Raw genomic sequence first — 17,527 nt, 5'->3', positions numbered from 1 at the left:
CCGCCCCCAGGACGATCACGGCGGTCCGGCGGTGCCCGGCGGGCTCGCCTGCGCCTCCGCGCCCGCCACCCGCTCGGGCGCGGTGCGCGGGGCCCCGGTCGCCACGTCGGCCCCGGGCGGGGGCGACGGGGAGTGGCGGCGTGGGCCGGGCCCGGCCCACGCCGGGAGGAAACGCCGGCCGGGCCGGCGGATCGGATCGGGACGTCGGTCCGGGGGAGTTCTCCACGCGAGGATGAACTCCGGGCGCGCGGGACAGGTGACGCCCGGGGCGGAGTGGCTGGGACCCGTCGCGGCACCCGGACGGGGAGGCTGGGGGCGCTCGCGGCGGCCGGTCTGCGCCTCGGCGCGACCACGTCGGGTGCGCACGCCGGTGATGTCCCGGGTGCTGCGACCCCTGTGCCGGGGGCAGCCGGCCGTCGAGGGCCGGGCCGCCGGCCCGGACGGCCGCCGCGAGCGGCCTACGGCCACACCCTAGCGCGGTGGCATCGACCACACAATGCAAATATCGAAGCCGATCACTGACTGACGGTAGTCGTCCCAGGTTGTCGGACCCCCGGCGTACCGTGGGGTCATGGCGCTCGACATTCCCCGGCTCGACGGCCGTTTCCAGGTCGTCAGCGAGTTTCAGCCGGCCGGTGACCAGCCGGCTGCCATCGACGATCTGGAGCGTCGGGTGCGGCGCGGCGACCGCAACACCGTGCTGCTCGGCGCGACCGGCACGGGCAAGAGCGCCACCACGGCCTGGCTCGTCGAGCGGTTGCAGCGGCCCACTCTGGTGCTGGCCCCCAACAAGACGCTCTGCGCCCAGCTCGCGAAGGAGTTCAGCGAGCTGCTGCCGCACAACGCGGTGGAATACTTCGTCTCCTACTACGACTACTACCAGCCCGAGGCGTACATCCCGCAGACCGACACCTACATCGAGAAGGACTCCTCGATCAATGAGGAGGTCGAGCGGCTGCGGCACTCGGCGACCATGTCGCTGCTGACCCGCCGGGACGTGGTCGTGGTGGCCACCGTCTCCGCGATCTACGGCCTGGGCACCCCGGAGGAATACCTCGACCGCGCCGTCCGGGTCGCCATCGGCCAGGAACTCGACCGCGACCAACTGCTGCGCCGCCTCGTCGACATCCAGTACACCCGCAACGACATGGCGTTCCAGCGGGGCACGTTCCGGGTCCGCGGCGACACGCTGGAGATCATCCCGGCGTACGAGGAGCTGGCCGTCCGGATCGAGCTGTTCGGCGACGAGGTGGAGAAGCTGTACTACCTCAACCCGCTCACCGGCGACGTGGTCCGCGAGGTCGACAGCCTGATGATCTTCCCGGCGACCCACTACGCCGCCGGCCCCGAGCGGATGGAGCGGGCGACCCGCGACATCGAGGCGGAGCTGGCCGAGCGCCTCGCCGAGCTGGAGCGCCAGGGCAAGCTGCTGGAGGCGCAGCGGCTGCGGATGCGCACCACCTACGACCTGGAGATGATGCGGCAGGTCGGCTTCTGCTCCGGCATCGAGAACTACTCGATGCACATCGACGGCCGGCAGCCCGGCAGCCCGCCGCACTGCCTGCTCGACTACTTCCCCGACGACTTCCTCACCGTCATCGACGAGTCGCACGTGACGATCCCCCAGATCGGCGGGATGTACGAGGGCGACGCCTCCCGCAAGCGGATGCTCATCGACCACGGCTTCCGGCTGCCCAGCGCCGCCGACAACCGGCCGTTGCGCTTCGACGAGTTCCTGGAGCGGGTGGGGCAGATGGTCTTCCTCTCCGCCACCCCCGGCGGGTGGGAGATGGAGCAGGCCCAGGGCGAGTTCGTCGAGCAGGTGATCCGCCCGACCGGCCTGATCGACCCCGAGGTGGTGGTGAAGCCCACCAAGGGGCAGATCGACGACCTGATGCACGAGATCAAGCTGCGCACCGAGCGGGACGAGCGGGTCCTGGTCACCACGTTGACGAAGAAGATGGCCGAGGACCTGTCCGACTACCTGCTGGAGAACGGCATCCGGGTGCGGTATCTGCACTCGGAGGTCGACACGCTGCGACGGGTGGAGCTGCTGCGCGAGCTGCGCAAGGGCGAGTACGACGTGCTCGTCGGCATCAACCTGCTCCGCGAGGGCCTGGACCTGCCCGAGGTGTCCCTCGTGGCGATCCTGGACGCCGACAAGGAGGGCTTCCTGCGCAGCAGCCGGTCGCTGATCCAGACCATCGGCCGGGCGGCCCGGAACGTCTCCGGCCAGGTGCACATGTACGCGGACAAGATCACCCCGTCGATGGCGGAGGCGATCGAGGAGACCAATCGGCGCCGGGCCAAGCAGGTCGCCCACAACGAGGCGCACGGGATCAGCCCCGAGCCCCTGCGTAAGAAGATCCACGACATCCTCGACGACATCTACCGGGAGGCGGAGGACACCGAGAACACCCGGGTCGGTGGCGCGGCGCGGCAGCTGTCCCGGGGCAAGGCGCCGGTCAAGGAAACCCGCAGCCGTAGCCGGGCCGGTGCGACCGGTCCGTCGCGGGAGGGGATGGCCCGGGCCGATCTGGCCCAGCTCATCCAGGAGCTCAGCGATCAGATGCTGGCCGCAGCCCGGGAGTTGCAGTTCGAGCTGGCCGCCCGCATCCGGGACGAGGTAGCCGACCTCAAGAAGGAGCTGCGGGGGATGGACGCGGCCGGCGTGAAGTGACCGTCGTGTCCTTTCGGTGACGCCGATCGCCGTCGCCGTAAGCAAGCGAGGTATTGCAGCCAGTGATCGATCTGCGTACTCTCCGTCCTGGGGAGGCGGGGATGCCGTTGCCAACGAGTCCGGTGATTCGACGTGCGCGACTCGGTGCCGAGTTGCGACTGCTGCGCAGGCGGGAGGAGCTAACCCTGGAGCAGGTCTGCGACCGGCTGGGCTGGGCCTCGACCTCCAAGCTGTCCCGCATCGAGTTGGGGCAGAGCCGGCCGGATCTCGCCGACGTGCTCGATCTGCTGGACGTCTACCGGGTCGCGCCGGACGAGCGCGACGCGCTGATCGTCATCGCCCGGGACGCGGCGACCGGCCGCGGCTGGTGGAAGACGCTCGGCGGGATGGGGGAGCGGCAGCGCGCCTACGCGGAGCTGGAGGCCGGGGCGGCCACCGTGGTGGAGTACCAGCCGGCCGTCGTGCCGGGATTGTTGCAGACCCCGGCGTACGCGCGGCTGCGGCTCGGGGTCGCCCGGCTGCTGCACCCCGACATGGATGTGGAGGCCGACGTACGGGCCCGGTTGGTTCGGCAGGAGGTGCTGAACCGGCCGGAGCCGCCCCGGTACACGGCGCTGCTGGAACTCGCGGCCTGCGACCCAGGCGGCGTGCCCGACGGCATCTGGCGCGAGCAGTTGCGCCACCTGGTCAACATGGCGGGCAAGCCGAACGTGACGGTCCGGGTGGTCCCGCCCGGGGTGACGGCCGGGGGCGCGCATCCGTTGACCCCGTTCACCCGATACTCCTTCCCCGACCCGGCCGACCCGCGCACGGTGATGCTGGAGGCGTTGACCACCGACGTGCGGTTGGTTTCCGCCGCCGACCTGGCCTGGTACGACGCGGTGGTCGACCGGCTGCTCGACGCCGCGCTCCCGGCGGCGGAGACGACGGCGCTGCTCGCCCGGCTGGCCGACGACCCGTCGTTGCCGTCGGCGGGCGGCCTCGGTGGGCAGTCGCCGGTCGGGGCCCGGCCGGAGGAGGCGGTGGCGCTGCCCCGGCCCCGCGCGCCACGGGACTGATGTCGACGCGCGACTGCCGGGCCCGGCACCCCCGAGCCCGCCGGGGCCGGCTGGCCGCGCGTGCGAGCGCACGATAGCCGGGGGGTACGACAAGCCCGGCGCGGCGGCGGAGCGCGGTGAAGACCGGACGGGCGGGCGGCGCCCCTCGGCGGGAACGACGCCTCTGACGAGCGCGCGCCTCTGACGAGCGCGCGCCTCAGGCGGGGACGTCGACGAAGTGCTCGACCAGCGGCGGGCCGGCGAAGTGCGGGCCGATCAGCGCCCGCCACTGCTGGAACCGCTCCGTCTCGCGGAAGTTCTCCTCGTGGGCCGCCACGGAATCCCACTCGACCAGCAGCACGAACCGCGTCGGCGACTCGATGCCCCGGGTCATCCGGACCGAGCGGCAGCCGGGCGTGCCGGCCAGGATCTCGTGCCCCCGCGCGTACGCGGCGGCGAAGTCGTCCTCGTGTCCGGGCGTCACGTCGATGAGCGCAACCTCAAGCACCATGCCGAGAGCGTCGCACGTTCCCGTGCGCACGGATCGCCGGGGTGGCGGTGTCCACCGGGGTGGGCCGCACCGCCGCCTCCTCCGGGGCGCGCGGACGCTGCCGAAACCTGCGGGATGGCCTCCTAGGATGCCCTGCGCATGGAGATGTCCGTCACTAGAGGCCCAATTGGAGGCTTCAGTACGAGAACCGGAGATGCGCTTTGCCCTGATGATGGTGAACAATGGGCGCGTAGGAGGGGAGTATTCCCCCGCGACGGAGTCGTCAGCACGGTCGACCGCCCCCCGGCGGCGCGACCCGGCTCCGTAGGTTGTCGGCCCGCTCGCGGGTCGGCGACGGAAGAGACCTCCGACAGCCACCAGTGTCCGCGTCGCCACACCCACCCGCCCCGGCGGGCGTACGGTGTGCCCGATGCCGTGTGTCTGCCGGAGGATGAGATCTTGAACGTGTCCGGATTGGTGTGGGCGGGGACTCTCGTCGCACTGACAGCGGTTCTGGTCGTCGACCTGCTGATCATCGGCCGGCGACCACATGAGCCGAGTGTCCGCGAGTCGAGTCTCTGGGTCGCCTTCTACGTCGGGCTGGCCCTGCTGTTCGGCGCCGGGTTGTGGATCTTCTCCGGCCCCGGTGTGGCGGGCGAGTTCTACACCGGCTGGCTCACCGAGTACAGCCTCTCGGTGGACAATCTCTTCGTCTTCGTGATCATCATGGCCCGCTTCGGGGTGCCCCGGCAGTACCAGCAGAGGGTTCTGCTCATCGGCATCGTGCTGGCGCTGATCATGCGCGGCGGTTTCATCGCCGCCGGCGCGGCCCTGATCTCCCAGTTCTCCTGGGTCTTCTACATCTTCGGCGCGTTCCTCGTCTACACCGCGGTCAACCTGGCCCGCCAGGGCGAGCCGGACGAGGACGAGTTCAGCGAGAACCTGCTGATCCGGTGGAGCCGCAAGGCGTTGCCCATCTCCAAGGACTACGACGGCGCGAAGATGACCACGCACGTGCTGGGCCGACGGCTGTTCACCCCGATGATGATCGTCATGATCGCTATCGGCACCACCGATTTGATCTTCGCGCTGGACTCGATCCCGGCGATCTTCGGCATCACCCAGGAGCCGTACCTGGTCTTCACCGCGAACGTCTTCGCGCTGATGGGCCTGCGCCAGCTCTACTTCCTGCTCGGCGGGCTGCTGGATCGGCTGATCTACCTCAGCTACGGCCTGGCGGTGGTGCTCGGCTTCATCGGCGTCAAGCTGGTGTTGGAGGCCCTGGCCGACAACCACCTGCCGTTCGTCAACGGCGGGGAACCGGTGGGCTGGGCCCCGCACATCCCGATCTGGCTCTCCCTGACGGTCATCCTCGGCACCCTCTCGGTGGCGACCGTGGCCAGCCTGATCAAGTCGGCCCGGGACCGGCGGCGCGAGCTGGCCTCGGCGCGCGGCTGACCCGACCACGACGAAGGGGCGTCCCCGGTTGCGGGGGCGCCCCTTGCGTGTCGTGCGGCTCACACCCGGTGCACGCCGACCAGGGTGGCCGTCCGCTCTGCCGGCATCGGCTCCTCCAGGACCCGGCGCTGCTGGTAGCAGGCATGCAGGATGCGCCGGTTGGCGCCGGTGTTCGGGGTGGCGCTGACGAAGCCGATGTGGTGGATCCGCCGGCCGGGCCGGGCGAAGAAGTAGAGGTCGCCGGCGCGTTCGGCGCCCATCGGTAGCGGGGTGGTCGCGCTGGCCTGGTCGGCGGCGTCGCGGGGCAGCACGACCCCGAACCGCCGCCAGGCCAGGTGCACCAGGCCGGAGCAGTCGATGCCGTACGCCGACACTCCGCCCCAGACGTAGGCCACGTCGCGCAGCCGGGCGGCGACGGCCAGCACGTCCGCCGCGGACGGGGGTGCGGTGGGCGCCGGCACGAGGTGCGCGGCGGGCAGCCAGAGCGGCCGGTCGTGCCCGGGGGCGCGGACCGGCCGCCAGCCGTCCACCGGGGGGTCGGCCGGGGTGAGCCGGGTGCCGAGGACGACGCCGGCGACGACCGGCCGCCCGGCCGGGGTGGCGCGCAGGGCGGTGACAGTCGCGTCGACGACCCAGGGGGCGGCCGGGAAAACCGGGGCGTCGGCGGGTTGCGGGGCGAGTTGGCCCGTGGGCAGCCAGCCGGGGTAGCCGCGCGGGTCGAGCTGGGCCGCCGGTTGCTCGATGGCCACGACGTGTGCCCAGCCGTCCGGGCGCAGCTCGGTGACCAGGACCCGTTCGCCGAGCAGCAGTTGGCTCAGCACGCACTCGCCGACCTGCTGGTCGGCGTCCATGCCGGAGATCCAGGCGGCGACGTCGGCATGCGCGTCGAGGGCGGGGCGGTCGACGGGGCGCACCGCCTCGGGGCAGGACCAGAGGGTCGCGACCGCGACCCGGACGACGGCCACGCGGCCTGGTTGCAGCTCCACGTCCACCCCCAGCTCGCGGCGTCCCTTCGGCGACCCTATGAAAGAAAGCGCCATCGCTCAACCCGACGTCTGAACCTTTGCTTCAGATGCGAAGGTGATGCCGAGACCGGGCGCGTCCGGCAGCACCACGCTCGCCCCGTCGTACCGGATGCCGCCGCGCACCGGCGACCAGGCCAGCCACCAGGCGGCGTCGAGGTCGGAGACGGCGCTGGTCCCGTACGCGGCGACCAGGCTGGCTGCGGCGCCGAGCCCGACCTGGCTCTCCATCATCGAGCCGACGATGGTGCCGATTCCGTGCTCGGCCGCCAGGTCCAGCAGCGTGCGGGCGGCGTGCAGTCCACCGCACTTGGCCAGCTTGACGTTGACCATGTCGGCGGCGCGGCGGCGGATCACCTCCACCAGGTCGCGCACGCCGAACACCGACTCGTCGGCCAGGACCGGCAGGCCGACCCGGTCACTGACCCAGGCCAGCCCGTCGAGGTCCCAGCGGGCCACCGGCTGCTCCACCAGTTCGACGTCGAGTCCGGCGTCCTCGATGCCGCGGATCACCCGGACCGCCTCGCGGGGGGTCCAGCCCTGGTTGGCGTCGAGCCGGATGCGCACGTCGGGGCCGACGGCGGCCCGGACCGCCCGGACCCGCTCCAGGTCGCCCGCCGCGTCGGTGCCCACCTTCAGCTTGAGCACGGAGAACCCCTCGCCCCACCGCTGCCGGGCGGCGGCGGCCAGTTCGGTGGCGTCGCCCGCGGCGAGGGTGACGTCCGTCGGCACCCGCAGTGTGGTGCCGCCGAGCAATCGCACCAGGGGTATGCCCAGCCGGCGTGCGGCCAGGTCGTGCAGCGCGGTGTCCACCGCCGCCTTGGCGGCCTCGTTGCCGGCCACCGCGCGCCGTACCTCGGCGCACCGGGCCGCGAGGTCGTCGGCGTCCCGGCCGACCAGGCCCGGCACGAGCATCTCCCGTACGCACGCCTCGGCGCCGGCCAGCGACGCCCCGGTCACCTGCCACACCTGCGGGGCCTCGCCGAAGCCGGACCGCCCGTCGCTGTCGACGAGCTCCACGATCAGGGTGTCCGTGGTGGTGGTACGGCGCAGCGCGGTCACGAACGGGGTGTGCAGGGGCGCGGACAGCCGGTGGGTGCGTACCGCGGCGATCGTCATGTGCGGCACCCTATAGGGGGCGTGGCGACGACAGGGGAGGCCGGATGGGCGGGCGAGACTGGGAGCTGGTGGGTGCGCCGAACGCGCGTGACCTCGGCGGCATGGTGGGGGCCGACGGTCGCCGGGTGCGGGCGGGCCGGCTGATTCGGACCCCGGCGCTGGGCCGGTTGACCGACGACGACCTGCCGGTGCTGGGGAAGCTCGCCCCGGCGTGCGTGGTGGACCTGCGCGACGACTCGGAGATCGCGGCGGCCCCGCCGAACCGGTTGCCCGGCGAGCCCCGGCTGGTGCGCCTGCCGGTGTACGACCCGGCGCACCCGGTCTTCACGGCCGTGTCGGAGGTGCTGCTCGGGCACGACCTGCGCGCCGAGACGGCGCTGGCCCTACAGGGCAGCCCGGCGGCGATGGCGGAGATCTACCGCTGGTTCGTCACGGGGGAGGCGGCCCGGGCGGGCTTCGGCGGGGCGGCCCGGCTGGCCGCCGACGCGGGCAACCTGCCGCTGTTGTTCCACTGCTCGGCCGGTAAGGACCGTACTGGCTGGCTGTCGGTGGTGCTGCTCACCGCGCTGGGGGTGGACGAGGCGGCGATCCGGGCGGACTACCTGCAGACCAACGCGCAGACGGAGAGCCTCAAGGAGGTCGTCCTGACCGCGATGCGGGCGCGGCAGCCGGAGCTGGCGGAGGCGGCGATCCGTCCGCTGATGGAGGTGCGGGAGGAATACCTGGACGCCGCGTACGCGGAGGTCCGGCGGGCGTACGGCTCGTTCGACGCGTATCTGCGCGACGGGCTGGGCCTGACAGGGGCGCACCTGGCGGCGCTGCGGGACAACCTGCTGGAGTGAGCCGCGACGCCGCAGGCCGGCGCGCGGGACGGGCCGGGCACCGCGCCGCACTCGGATGGGGTGGTTGGCGGGTGCGGTGGTCCATGCGCTGCGTGACCGTCGCGTCCGTGGGTGCACAGCAGAGGGGTTCTTGGCGGGGTCGGGTCGTCGTGCCGCTGCTTGCGCTGTGTCACCTGTCGGTGTCGTGTCCGGCCGGGGGGCCCGCTGCGGCCGGGCGCAGGTCGTGGCGAGCCGCCCAGACCCGGGCGGAGATGTCGGCGAGCAGCCGGCAGGTGTCGTCGGCGGCCTCGCCGCCGGCGGGGTCGCCGGTGGTGCAGACGACCAGCACGTACGGCGGGGCGTCGGGCGGGTAGACCACGCCGGCGCCGTGCCGGACGCCGCGTACCCAGCCGTTCTTGTGGGCGACGCGGACGCCGTCGGGTAGACCGGCGGCAAGGTCCTCGCGGAACTCCTGGGCGAACAGGACGTCGAGCATGGCGGTGCATCCGGCGGGGGAGGCGAGGGGGCCGGGGCGGGTCGCGCCGGCGGCCAGCCCGCCGAGTAGGGCGGCCAGGTCGGCCGCCGTCACCAGGTTGGTGATCCCGGCCTCGCGGGCGGCGAAGTCCTCGATGCCGCGCCCGGTGACGCTGTGCCGGGCGCCGGCGATCGCCCAGGCGTCGGCGACGGCGGGCAGGCCGACGTGGCGCAGGCACAGGTTGGTGGCCAGGTTGCTGGATCGCACGATCATCCGCTCGGCCAGCCAGCGCAGCGGCACGTGCCCGCTCTCCCGCTCCCAGACCGCCTCGTCGTTGTCGTAGTGCCGGGCGCAGGCGAAGCGGGGGGCGCCGGGCAGGGCGGAGTCGAACTCGTTGCGCACCTCGACCGGGGCGTCGAGGTCGAGGGTGCCGGCCTCGGTCGCCCGGTGCAGGGCCAGCAGCACGGCCACCTTCATGGTGCTGGCCGCGTAGTGGGTGGCGTCGGGGCGGCGGGTCCAGGTGGGCGGGGCGTCGACGCGGCCCGCGTACGCCGAGACGGTGCCCGGCAGCGCGTTGAGACGGGCGTCGAGTTCGTCCCAGATCATGCCGGTGACGGTAGCCGATCCGGCCCCCGGGTGACCGGGGGCCGGTGGCAGGGGGTCAGCCGGCGTGCTTGCGGCGGGCCGTGGCGCGGGCGCGCTGGGTCTGGTCGAGGACGACCTTGCGGATGCGGACCGCGGCCGGGGTGACCTCGACGCATTCGTCCTCGCGGCAGAACTCCAGGGCCTGCTCCAGCGACAGCTTGCGCGGCGGGATGAGCTTCTCGGTCTCGTCGGCGGTCGACGAGCGCATGTTGGTGAGCTTCTTCTCCTTGGTGATGTTGACGTCCATGTCGTCGGAGCGGGAGTTCTCCCCGACGATCATGCCCTCGTACACCTCGGTGCCCGGCTCGACGAAGAGCTGGCCGCGTTCCTGGAGGTTGGTCATCGCGAACGCGGTGACCGCGCCGGCCCGGTCGGCGACCAGGGAGCCGTTGTTGCGGGTACGTAGCTCGCCGAACCACGGCTCGTAGGACTCGAAGACGTGGTGCAGGATGCCGGTGCCCCGGGTCTCGGTGAGGAACTCGGTGCGGAAACCGATCAGGCCGCGCGCCGGGACCAGCCACTCCATCCGGATCCAGCCGGTGCCGTGGTTGACCAGCTGCTCCATCCGGCCCTTGCGGGTGGCCAGGAGCTGGGTGATCGCCCCCAGGTAGTCGTCGGGGGCGTCGATGGTGAGCCGTTCGACCGGTTCGCAGGTCTTGCCGTCGATCTCCTTGGTGACGACCTGCGGCTTGCCGACGGTCAGCTCGAAGGATTCGCGGCGCATCTGCTCGACGAGGATGGCCAGCGCCAGCTCGCCCCGGCCCTGCACCTCCCAGGCGTCGGGACGCTCGGTGGGCAGCACCCGCAGCGAGACGTTGCCGACCAGCTCCTTGTCGAGGCGGTCCTTGACCATCCGGGCGGTGACCTTGGCGCCCTTGACCCGGCCGACCAGTGGCGAGGTGTTGGTGCCGATGGTCATCGAGATCGCCGGCTCGTCGACGGTGATCAACGGCAGCGGGATCGGGTTCTCCGCGTCGGCCAGCGTCTCGCCGATCATGATCTCGGGAATGCCGGCGACGGCGATGATGTCGCCCGGGCCGGCCGAGTCGGCGGGCTTGCGCTCCAGGCCCTCGGTCATCAGCAGCTCCGAGATGCGGACCCGCTGGGTGCTGCCGTCGGTGCGGCACCAGGCGACGGTCTGGCCCTTCGCGATGGTGCCCTGCCGGACCCGGCACAGTGCCAGCCGGCCGAGGAACGGCGAGGCGTCGAGGTTGGTGACGTGGGCCTGCATCGGCGCGTCCTGCTCGTACGCGGGCGGCGGGATGGTGTCGAGCAGGGCGCGGAACAGCGGCTCCAGGCTCGTGCTGTCCTGGGGGACCGAGCCGTCGGCCGGCTGGGTGAGCGAGGCGATGCCGTCGCGGGCGCAGGCGTAGACGATCGGGAAGTCGATCTGCTCCTCGTCGGCGTCCAGGTCGAGGAAGAGTTCGTAGGTGTCGTCCACGACCTCCTTGATCCGGGCGTCGGGACGGTCCACCTTGTTGATCACCAGAATGATCGGCAACCGGGCACGCAGCGCCTTGCGCAGCACGAAGCGGGTCTGCGGCAGCGGGCCCTCACTGGCGTCGACCAGCAGCACCACGCCGTCGACCATGGTGAGGCCGCGTTCGACCTCGCCGCCGAAGTCGGCGTGGCCCGGGGTGTCGATGATGTTGATGGTGACCGGCTCCGACCCGTCCGCCGGCAGGTACCGCACGCCGGTGTTCTTGGCCAGAATGGTGATGCCCTTCTCCCTTTCGAGGTCCATCGAGTCCATCACCCGCTCGGTCGTCTCACCGCGGGCGCCGTAGGCGCCGGCCTGCCGCAACATGGCGTCGACCAGGGTGGTCTTGCCGTGGTCGACGTGGGCGATGATGGCGACGTTGCGGAGGTCGGTGCGAAGCTGCATGGGCTCCATCCTCCCGCCTGCGCGGATCAGGGGCGGCGTCGGGGGTCACCCCCGGGCTTCCCTGATCTAGTGACTGTGCGACTGTCGGTGTCCGTACCCGGCTGGCATGCTGGCGGCGTGAGCCGGGGGCCATCGTGCGCGATCTGCTGAACTCGGTGCAGGGCCTGCCGCCCTTGCTGGTCTACCTGGTCGCCGCGGCGATCGTGGCCGGCGAGACGGCGGTGATCGTCGGGCTGCTGGTGCCGGGTGAGGCGACCCTGCTGCTGGTCGGCTTCCTTACGTACACCGGCACGCTGCGGCTCGGCCCCGCCCTGCTGGTGATGATTCTCGCAGCGGTGACCGGGGACACGTTGGCGTTCCGCGCGGGCCGCCGGTACGGGCCCCGGCTACGCGCCTCCGGGTTCGGGGCGCGGGTCGGGCCGCACCGGTGGCGGCGCGCCGATGCGCTGCTGGAGCGACTCGGCGGGCGGGGGGTGTGCACGGCCCGCTGGGTGGCGTTCGCGCGCACCCTCGCGCCCCGCCTGGCGGGGGCGGCGGGCATGCCGTACCGCCGGTTCGCACCGTGGAACCTCGCCGGCGTGGTGACCTGGGTGGGCGGGTCGGTGCTGGCGGGCAACCTGGCCGGGGAATCGTACGAGACGGTCTCCCGGCTGCTCGGGCGGGCCACCGGCGTGGTGCTGGTGCTGTGCGGCGGGGTGCTCGCCGTGGTGCTGGTGGGCCGCTGGCTGGGCCGCCACCCGGACCCGGCGCGGGCGCTGCTGACCCGGGCGGCGGCCCTGCCGCCGGTGCGCTGGCTGTCCGCCCGGTACGGGGTGCTGTTCTTCCTGCTGGCGATGCGGGTCGGCCCCGGCTGGACGCTGCTGATCAACCTGGGCGCGGGGCTGGTGCTGCTGTTCGTGGCCGGGTCGGCCATCGCCTGGCTGCTCGGGGCGGCGATGCGGTGGAGTGGGCTGGCGGTCGTCGACGACGCGATCGCCGACTGGTTCGCCGACCGGCGTACCCCCGGCGCCGCCGAGGTCGCGCTCACTGTGGTCTCCGTGTCGCGCGGCTCGGTGCTGATCGCGTTGGTGACCGTGGTCGCCGTCGGCCGGGCCTGGCGGCAGCGGTCCTGCCCGGGGCGCGGCGGGCCGGTCTCGCGGGCCGCCCCGCTCGACGTGGTGGGCACGGTCGGGGCGTTCCTGCCGCTGGTGGTGCTCGGCGTGGTCGCCGACGTGGTCGCGCCGGGCCGGCTCGCGTCGGGTGAGGAGGGCGTGCTGTTCGCGACGCAGCACGCGGTGATGGCGGCGAGCCTGTGCACCCTGGCGTGGCTGCTGTCGCGGGGCGCACGCTGGCCGGTGGCGGTGGCCGTGTGGACGGCCGCCGCAGCCGGGGTGGGCACCATCGGCGGCGCGCGGCTCTACCTCGGGCAGGGCACCGCCAGCAGCACGGTCACGTCGGTGCTGCTCGGGGTGACCTGGACCGCGCTGTTCATGGTCGCCTGGGCGACCCGGGAACGGGCGGTCGGCGCGGCCGGCCCGACCGGCGGCGGGGACGCGGGGTCCCCGCCGCCGCGGCAGCGCCGGCGCGACCAGGCCGCACAGCAGCAGCACGAGCAACGCGCCGACGAGCAGCAGGATGATCGGCAGGAGCAGCCGTAGGCCCTTGCCGTTGGCCTCGTCGTAGTCGTAGGTGGCGGCGACCGTGCCGCCACCTACGGCACCGTCGTACCGCCCGGCGCCGGTCACCGGGGCAGGGTTACGTTTGTCGAGTATCTCGATAGGCGAGATTATTGGTGCTCGACTATGCTGCAAGAGGCAGGCACGGGGAGGAGGGTGACGTCGTGGCATCGCACGGCATGTATTGGCGGCGAGACACCCGCCGTGAGCAACTCGTCGCCGACATCGCCAACGACCTGCGGCGTTACTCGATCGACGCCCAGCACATCGGGCACGCCTTCGCCGGCCTGCACGGGCTCAACGGCACCGACCTGCACGCCCTCATCGCCGTCATGGACGCCGAGTTCGCCGGCACCCCGATCACCCCGGGCCGGCTGGGCGAGAAGCTGAACCTGTCCTCCGGTTCGGTGACCGCGCTGATCGACCGGCTGGAACGTGCCGGGCACGTTCGCCGGGATCGCGACACCAGCGACCGCCGCAAGGTCTTCCTGCGCTACGCCGACCGGGGCGCGGCGCTGGCCATGGAGTTCTTCCGGCCGCTCGGGAACCGCACCGACGCGGCGATGGCCGACTTCAGCGAGGACGAGCTGGAGGTGGTGCGCCGCTTCATGACGGTCATGGTCGCCGCCATGCGGGAGCACCGCGACCAGATCCGGGCGGCCCGCCCGGAGCTACCGCGCCGCCCTACGCGCTGACCCGCCCTACACGCTGACCCGCCGGGGAAACGAAGCGCCCGCCGCGCGGCGGACGTACGCCGGGCGGCGGGCGCGGTGCGCTGCGGCGACGGCCGGGGTTGTCGGCCCGGCCGTCGCCACCGGCACGGAGCTACATCGGGCGGACGTTGTCCGCCTGCGGGCCCTTCTGCCCCTGGGTCACCTCGAACTCGACCTTCTGGCCCTCGTTGAGTTCCCGGTAGCCGCTCGTCGCGATGGCCGAGTAGTGGACGAACACGTCCGGACCTCCGCCGTCCTGCTCGATGAAGCCGAAGCCCTTTTCCGAGTTGAACCACTTGACCGTGCCGGTAGCCATGCATCTCTCCCTGTTCAAAACGGGTGACCCCCGACCGCCGGCCGATGATCGCCCTGTACCTCCCCGACCCTAACTGTCAAAAGCCGGATCTGCTGGGCGAAGTGCCGCAGGGCGTACCCCGAAAATAATCGCGCCCCGGACGCGGACCGGGGGAAAACGCGCCCAACAGGCGGCCAGCTACGGCATGCTTGCCCCGGTGAGGAGTCCCGCAGCCATCGCGCTGACCGTGCTGGAGCGGGAGATCGACGCGCCCGGCGAGGGTCTGGACCGGCTGCGGCTCGTCCCCACCCCTTTCGTGCCCGAGGTGCGGCTGCATCTCGCCGAGGACGCCATCGTCTGGTGGGCCCGGATGGAGGCCGCCGCGGGCCACGCCCTGCCCCCGCCGTACTGGGCGTCGGCCTGGGCTGGTGGGCAGGCCCTGGCCCGGCACCTGCTCGACCACCCCGAGCTGGCCGCCGGCCGCCGGGTGCTCGACCTGGCCGCCGGCTCGGGGCTCGTCGCGATCGCCGCCGCGCTGGCCGGCGCGGCCCTGGTCGTCGCCAACGACATCGACCCGTACGCCGTCGCGGCGGTCACCGTCAACGCCCGCGCCAACCGGGTCGCCGTCGTCGCCACCGGCGAGGACCTGCTCGACTCCGACGGCGGGGACGCGGACCTGCTCGTCGCCGGCGACGTCTTCTACGACCGGGAGCTGGCCGCCCGGGTGCTGCCGTTCCTGCGCCGCGCTGCGGCCCGGGGCAGCCGGGTGCTGGTGGGCGACCCCGGCCGGGGCCACCTGCCCCGGAACCTGCTGGACGCGGTGACCAGCTACCGGGTGCCCACCACCGAGCCGGCCGTCGACTCTTCGGTGCGCCAGGTGGAGGTGCTGCGGCCCCGGTTCGGCGGGACGGACCCCGAGGCTGGTTCAGGGTCGGCTGGGGGTTCAAACCCGATGTCCCCGATGGCGGACCGGCCGTAGCGTACGGGCCATGGCGGATTGGACGGAGCACGTCGGAAAGCTGCCCACCCTCCTGTTGGTGTTGATGGTCGGGGTGGTGATGATCTTCGACGCCGTACCGCTGGTGGGGGTGCTGGTTCCCGGCGACGTCGCGATCCTCGCCGCGGTCAGCGTCGGGCGGCCGGCGACCGCCGCGAGCACCGTCGCCGCCGTGGTCGCCGGCTGCGTGGCCGGATGGTCGCTGAGTTTCCTCGTGGGCCGGCACTACGGCGACCGGCTGCGGCACAGCCGCGTCGGCGGCTGGATCGGGGAGCCCCGATGGGCGGCGGCCGAGTCCGCCCTGCGCCGAGGCGGCGGCCGGATGGTGCTGGTCGCGCCCTTCCTGCCGGTGTTCAACGCGTTGCTGCCGCTGGCGGCGGGCGGCCTGCGGATGTCGTACCGGCGGTTCCTGGCCTGCGCGAGCGTCGGGGCCGCGCTCTGGGCCGGCCTCTACGTGGCCCTCGGCACGCTGTCCCGCACGCTGGCCGGACTGCTGCCGGTGGACGTCTCGCCGCTGCTGATAACCATGGCGGTGGGGCTGCTGCTGGCCGGCGTGGTGCTGCTCGTCACCCGCCGCGGGCTGCGCGCGGCCGGCATGCCCGCCCCGGTCGCCCGACCGCCGCGACAGACGCGCCGGCGGCCCGAGCGGCAGGGGCTGGCGCGCCGCAGCCCGGAGCGTCGGGGCCGGGTGCTCCGGCCGCCGGCGGTCACCAGCCGCGGGCCCGCCACTGCGGCAGCGACGGGCGTTCGGTGCCGATCGTTGAGTCTCTGCCGTGCCCTGGGTAGAACCAGGTCTCGTCCGGGAGCCGGTCGAACAGCCGGTGCTCCACGTCGTCGATGAGCTGACCGAACCGCTGCGGGTCCTTGTCCGTGTTGCCGACGCCGCCGGGGAAGAGGCTGTCGCCGGTGAACAGGTGCGGAACGCCCGCAGGGTCGCGGTAGAGCAGGGCGATGGAGCCCGGCGTGTGCCCCCGCAGGTGGATCACCTCCAGCTCACGGTCGCCGACGGCCACCGTGTCGCCGTCGGCCAGTGGCGTCGCCGGGATCGGCAGGCCGGCGGCGTCGTCGGCGTGCACCAGCGCCCGCGCGCCGGTCTTCGCGACGATCTCCTCCAGCGCCACCCAGTGGTCCATGTGCTGGTGGGTGGTGACCACGGTGGCCAGGCCGGCGTCGCCGACCAGCTCCAGCAGCCGGGGCGCATCGTTGGCCGCGTCGATCAGTAGCTGCTCGCCGGTGCCGCGGCACCGCAGCAGGTAGGCGTTGTTGTCCATCGGCCCCACCGACACCTTGGTGATGGTGAGCCCGTCGAGTTCACGTAACGCCGGACGATCCGCCGGGCTGACGTCTCCGCTGTAGCATGTGTAGTCACATCCATTCCGGTGGAGTCGCAAGGGGCCGTCGGGGGTGACGAGGAGCGTGTCGCGCCGCACGGCCGATCAGCCAGGCGGCGAGCCCGTGGGCGGGACCGGTGACCGTGGGCGCGCCGGCGGGGTCGCCGACGACCTGTGCGTGGTGGCTGCCGTCGAACCGCAGCACCATCGCCGGCGCGTCGCCCCGGCTGGCCAGGTCGGTGGTGACCTCGTGCAGCAGCCGCTGGGCGAACGCCTCGGGCCAGTCGGCCGGCCCGTAGCCGGCGGCCAGGTCGACATGGTGCACCTCGACCTCCCGCAGCCGCCCCCAGACCAGGGTGGCCGCCGGCCACGGGCCGCGTCGGGTCTCCACGGTGGCCGCCCACGCCTGCACGGGCATCGCGGCGACCGCCTCGGCGAACCGTTCCGCCGAGCGGCGCAGGTCGTCCAGGTGGGCGGCGGGCGGGCGGGACGCCCCGGCGGCGATGTCGGCGGTGCGGGCGGCGGCGCTGGCGTACATCGGGATGCGCTCGCCGGTGCGCGCGGAGGTGAGCAGGTTGACGAACCCGTCGGCGTTGCGGGCCAGGTGGGTCAGCACGTGGCCCCGGCTCCAGCCGGGCAGCACCGACGGCGCGGCGATGTCCGCGTCGTCGAGGGCGGCGGCGGTGCGCAGCAGTCGAGCCATGGCGTCGTCGAGGTCACCGGTCAGCAGCAGCGGGTCCGCGGTCACGCTTCGAACCCTAGCGGTCCGCCGGCCCCGGCGTCGCCGGGGAAATCGCTTTCGGCGAGTCGGCGTGGCCCCTACCGTCGGCGGTGAACGCGACACCGGGGATCGGAGGAGGTGGTGCCCATGCCGGTCGTAGCACGCGTGTCGCCCCACCGGTGT

General features: G+C 73.0%; 15 protein-coding genes and 1 pseudogene. 8 read left to right on the top strand and 8 right to left on the bottom strand.

Annotated features, from left to right (window positions below):
* Positions 1-571: 571 nt before the first annotated feature.
* On the top strand, positions 572-2,680 hold the full coding sequence (gene uvrB, locus MCAG_RS06000; RefSeq protein WP_007072082.1) for an excinuclease ABC subunit UvrB: 2,109 nt from the start codon (positions 572-574) through the stop codon (positions 2,678-2,680).
* Positions 2,681-2,781: 101 nt separating this feature from the next.
* Positions 2,782-3,738, top strand: coding sequence for a DUF5753 domain-containing protein (locus MCAG_RS05995; RefSeq protein ID WP_083802204.1), 957 nt, complete (start codon positions 2,782-2,784; stop codon positions 3,736-3,738).
* Positions 3,739-3,934: 196 nt separating this feature from the next.
* Here the strand turns inward: MCAG_RS05995 and MCAG_RS05990 are convergent, their stop codons facing one another.
* Positions 3,935-4,228: an antibiotic biosynthesis monooxygenase gene (locus MCAG_RS05990; RefSeq protein ID WP_036372516.1), complete on the bottom strand. Its 294-nt coding sequence runs from the start codon at positions 4,226-4,228 to the stop codon at positions 3,935-3,937.
* A gap of 438 nt (positions 4,229-4,666) precedes the next feature.
* Between MCAG_RS05990 and MCAG_RS05985 the strand changes: the two genes are divergently transcribed.
* A complete protein-coding gene (locus tag MCAG_RS05985) occupies positions 4,667-5,665 on the top strand; it encodes a TerC family protein (protein WP_036372513.1) in 999 nt (332 codons plus the stop codon).
* A gap of 59 nt (positions 5,666-5,724) precedes the next feature.
* On the opposite strand, the gene MCAG_RS05980 is transcribed toward MCAG_RS05985, so the two are convergent.
* Complete coding sequence (locus MCAG_RS05980; RefSeq protein WP_007072078.1) at positions 5,725-6,705, bottom strand: NlpC/P60 family protein; 981 nt, start codon at positions 6,703-6,705, stop codon at positions 5,725-5,727.
* 3 nt (positions 6,706-6,708) lie between these two features.
* The gene (locus MCAG_RS05975; RefSeq protein WP_036372510.1) at positions 6,709-7,806 is read right to left on the bottom strand and encodes a mandelate racemase/muconate lactonizing enzyme family protein; all 1,098 of its coding nucleotides are present in this window, start codon (positions 7,804-7,806) and stop codon (positions 6,709-6,711) included.
* A 44-nt stretch (positions 7,807-7,850) separates the two neighbouring features.
* On the opposite strand from MCAG_RS05975, the gene MCAG_RS05970 reads away from it, so the two are divergent.
* Positions 7,851-8,648, top strand: coding sequence for a tyrosine-protein phosphatase (locus MCAG_RS05970; RefSeq protein ID WP_007072076.1), 798 nt, complete (start codon positions 7,851-7,853; stop codon positions 8,646-8,648).
* Between the two features lie 169 nt (positions 8,649-8,817).
* Here the strand turns inward: MCAG_RS05970 and MCAG_RS05965 are convergent, their stop codons facing one another.
* On the bottom strand, positions 8,818-9,708 hold the full coding sequence (locus tag MCAG_RS05965; RefSeq protein ID WP_007072075.1) for a serine hydrolase: 891 nt from the start codon (positions 9,706-9,708) through the stop codon (positions 8,818-8,820).
* A gap of 55 nt (positions 9,709-9,763) precedes the next feature.
* The gene (gene typA / locus MCAG_RS05960) at positions 9,764-11,632 is read right to left on the bottom strand and encodes a translational GTPase TypA (protein WP_036372507.1); all 1,869 of its coding nucleotides are present in this window, start codon (positions 11,630-11,632) and stop codon (positions 9,764-9,766) included.
* Between the two features lie 134 nt (positions 11,633-11,766).
* Here typA and MCAG_RS05955 point away from each other — a divergent pair, with 134 nt between their 5' ends.
* Together MCAG_RS05955 and MCAG_RS05950 are read left to right on the top strand one after the other, a co-directional pair.
* On the top strand, positions 11,767-13,269 hold the full coding sequence (locus MCAG_RS05955) for a DedA family protein (RefSeq protein WP_083802203.1): 1,503 nt from the start codon (positions 11,767-11,769) through the stop codon (positions 13,267-13,269).
* A gap of 197 nt (positions 13,270-13,466) precedes the next feature.
* On the top strand, positions 13,467-13,982 hold the full coding sequence (locus MCAG_RS05950; RefSeq protein WP_036372505.1) for a MarR family winged helix-turn-helix transcriptional regulator: 516 nt from the start codon (positions 13,467-13,469) through the stop codon (positions 13,980-13,982).
* 130 nt (positions 13,983-14,112) lie between these two features.
* Here the strand turns inward: MCAG_RS05950 and MCAG_RS05945 are convergent, their stop codons facing one another.
* A complete protein-coding gene (locus MCAG_RS05945; RefSeq protein ID WP_007072071.1) occupies positions 14,113-14,316 on the bottom strand; it encodes a cold-shock protein in 204 nt (67 codons plus the stop codon).
* 184 nt (positions 14,317-14,500) lie between these two features.
* Between MCAG_RS05945 and MCAG_RS05940 the strand changes: the two genes are divergently transcribed.
* Both MCAG_RS05940 and MCAG_RS30475 read left to right on the top strand, forming a co-directional pair.
* Positions 14,501-15,274 carry a methyltransferase gene (locus MCAG_RS05940; RefSeq protein WP_007072070.1) on the top strand — a complete coding sequence of 258 codons (774 nt, stop codon included), beginning with the start codon at positions 14,501-14,503 and terminating at the stop codon, positions 15,272-15,274.
* Positions 15,275-15,284: 10 nt separating this feature from the next.
* A pseudogene (locus tag MCAG_RS30475) lies at positions 15,285-15,875 on the top strand (DedA family protein); the annotation flags it as partial.
* 124 nt (positions 15,876-15,999) lie between these two features.
* On the opposite strand, the gene MCAG_RS05930 reads toward MCAG_RS30475, so the two are convergent.
* A complete protein-coding gene (locus tag MCAG_RS05930; protein WP_007072068.1) occupies positions 16,000-16,683 on the bottom strand; it encodes an MBL fold metallo-hydrolase in 684 nt (227 codons plus the stop codon).
* A complete protein-coding gene (locus MCAG_RS05925) occupies positions 16,658-17,371 on the bottom strand; it encodes a maleylpyruvate isomerase family mycothiol-dependent enzyme (protein ID WP_007072067.1) in 714 nt (237 codons plus the stop codon). Before MCAG_RS05925 ends, MCAG_RS05930 begins: the two co-directional genes overlap by 26 nt.
* Between the last annotated feature and the right edge of the window lie 156 nt (positions 17,372-17,527).

The sequence above is a fragment of the Micromonospora sp. ATCC 39149 genome (genome assembly GCF_000158815.1).
In the GTDB taxonomy this organism is placed as follows: domain Bacteria; phylum Actinomycetota; class Actinomycetes; order Mycobacteriales; family Micromonosporaceae; genus Micromonospora.
This window is presented reverse-complemented; position numbering and strand designations above follow the sequence as displayed.

What these genes read in the sequence shown, in the direction of transcription:
- typA (WP_036372507.1), bottom strand. Translation starts at nt 11,632, where the DNA reads ATGCAGCTTCGCACCGACCTCCGCAACGTCGCCATCATCGCCCACGTC.
- MCAG_RS05990 (WP_036372516.1), bottom strand. Translation starts at nt 4,228, where the DNA reads ATGGTGCTTGAGGTTGCGCTCATCGACGTGACGCCCGGACACGAGGAC.
- MCAG_RS05975 (WP_036372510.1), bottom strand. Translation starts at nt 7,806, where the DNA reads ATGACGATCGCCGCGGTACGCACCCACCGGCTGTCCGCGCCCCTGCAC.
- uvrB (WP_007072082.1), top strand. Translation starts at nt 572, where the DNA reads ATGGCGCTCGACATTCCCCGGCTCGACGGCCGTTTCCAGGTCGTCAGC.
- MCAG_RS05995 (WP_083802204.1), top strand. Translation starts at nt 2,782, where the DNA reads ATGCCGTTGCCAACGAGTCCGGTGATTCGACGTGCGCGACTCGGTGCC.
- MCAG_RS05980 (WP_007072078.1), bottom strand. Translation starts at nt 6,705, where the DNA reads ATGGCGCTTTCTTTCATAGGGTCGCCGAAGGGACGCCGCGAGCTGGGG.
- MCAG_RS05940 (WP_007072070.1), top strand. Translation starts at nt 14,501, where the DNA reads ATGCTTGCCCCGGTGAGGAGTCCCGCAGCCATCGCGCTGACCGTGCTG.
- MCAG_RS05950 (WP_036372505.1), top strand. Translation starts at nt 13,467, where the DNA reads ATGTATTGGCGGCGAGACACCCGCCGTGAGCAACTCGTCGCCGACATC.
- MCAG_RS05945 (WP_007072071.1), bottom strand. Translation starts at nt 14,316, where the DNA reads ATGGCTACCGGCACGGTCAAGTGGTTCAACTCGGAAAAGGGCTTCGGC.
- MCAG_RS05965 (WP_007072075.1), bottom strand. Translation starts at nt 9,708, where the DNA reads ATGATCTGGGACGAACTCGACGCCCGTCTCAACGCGCTGCCGGGCACC.
- MCAG_RS05970 (WP_007072076.1), top strand. Translation starts at nt 7,851, where the DNA reads ATGGGCGGGCGAGACTGGGAGCTGGTGGGTGCGCCGAACGCGCGTGAC.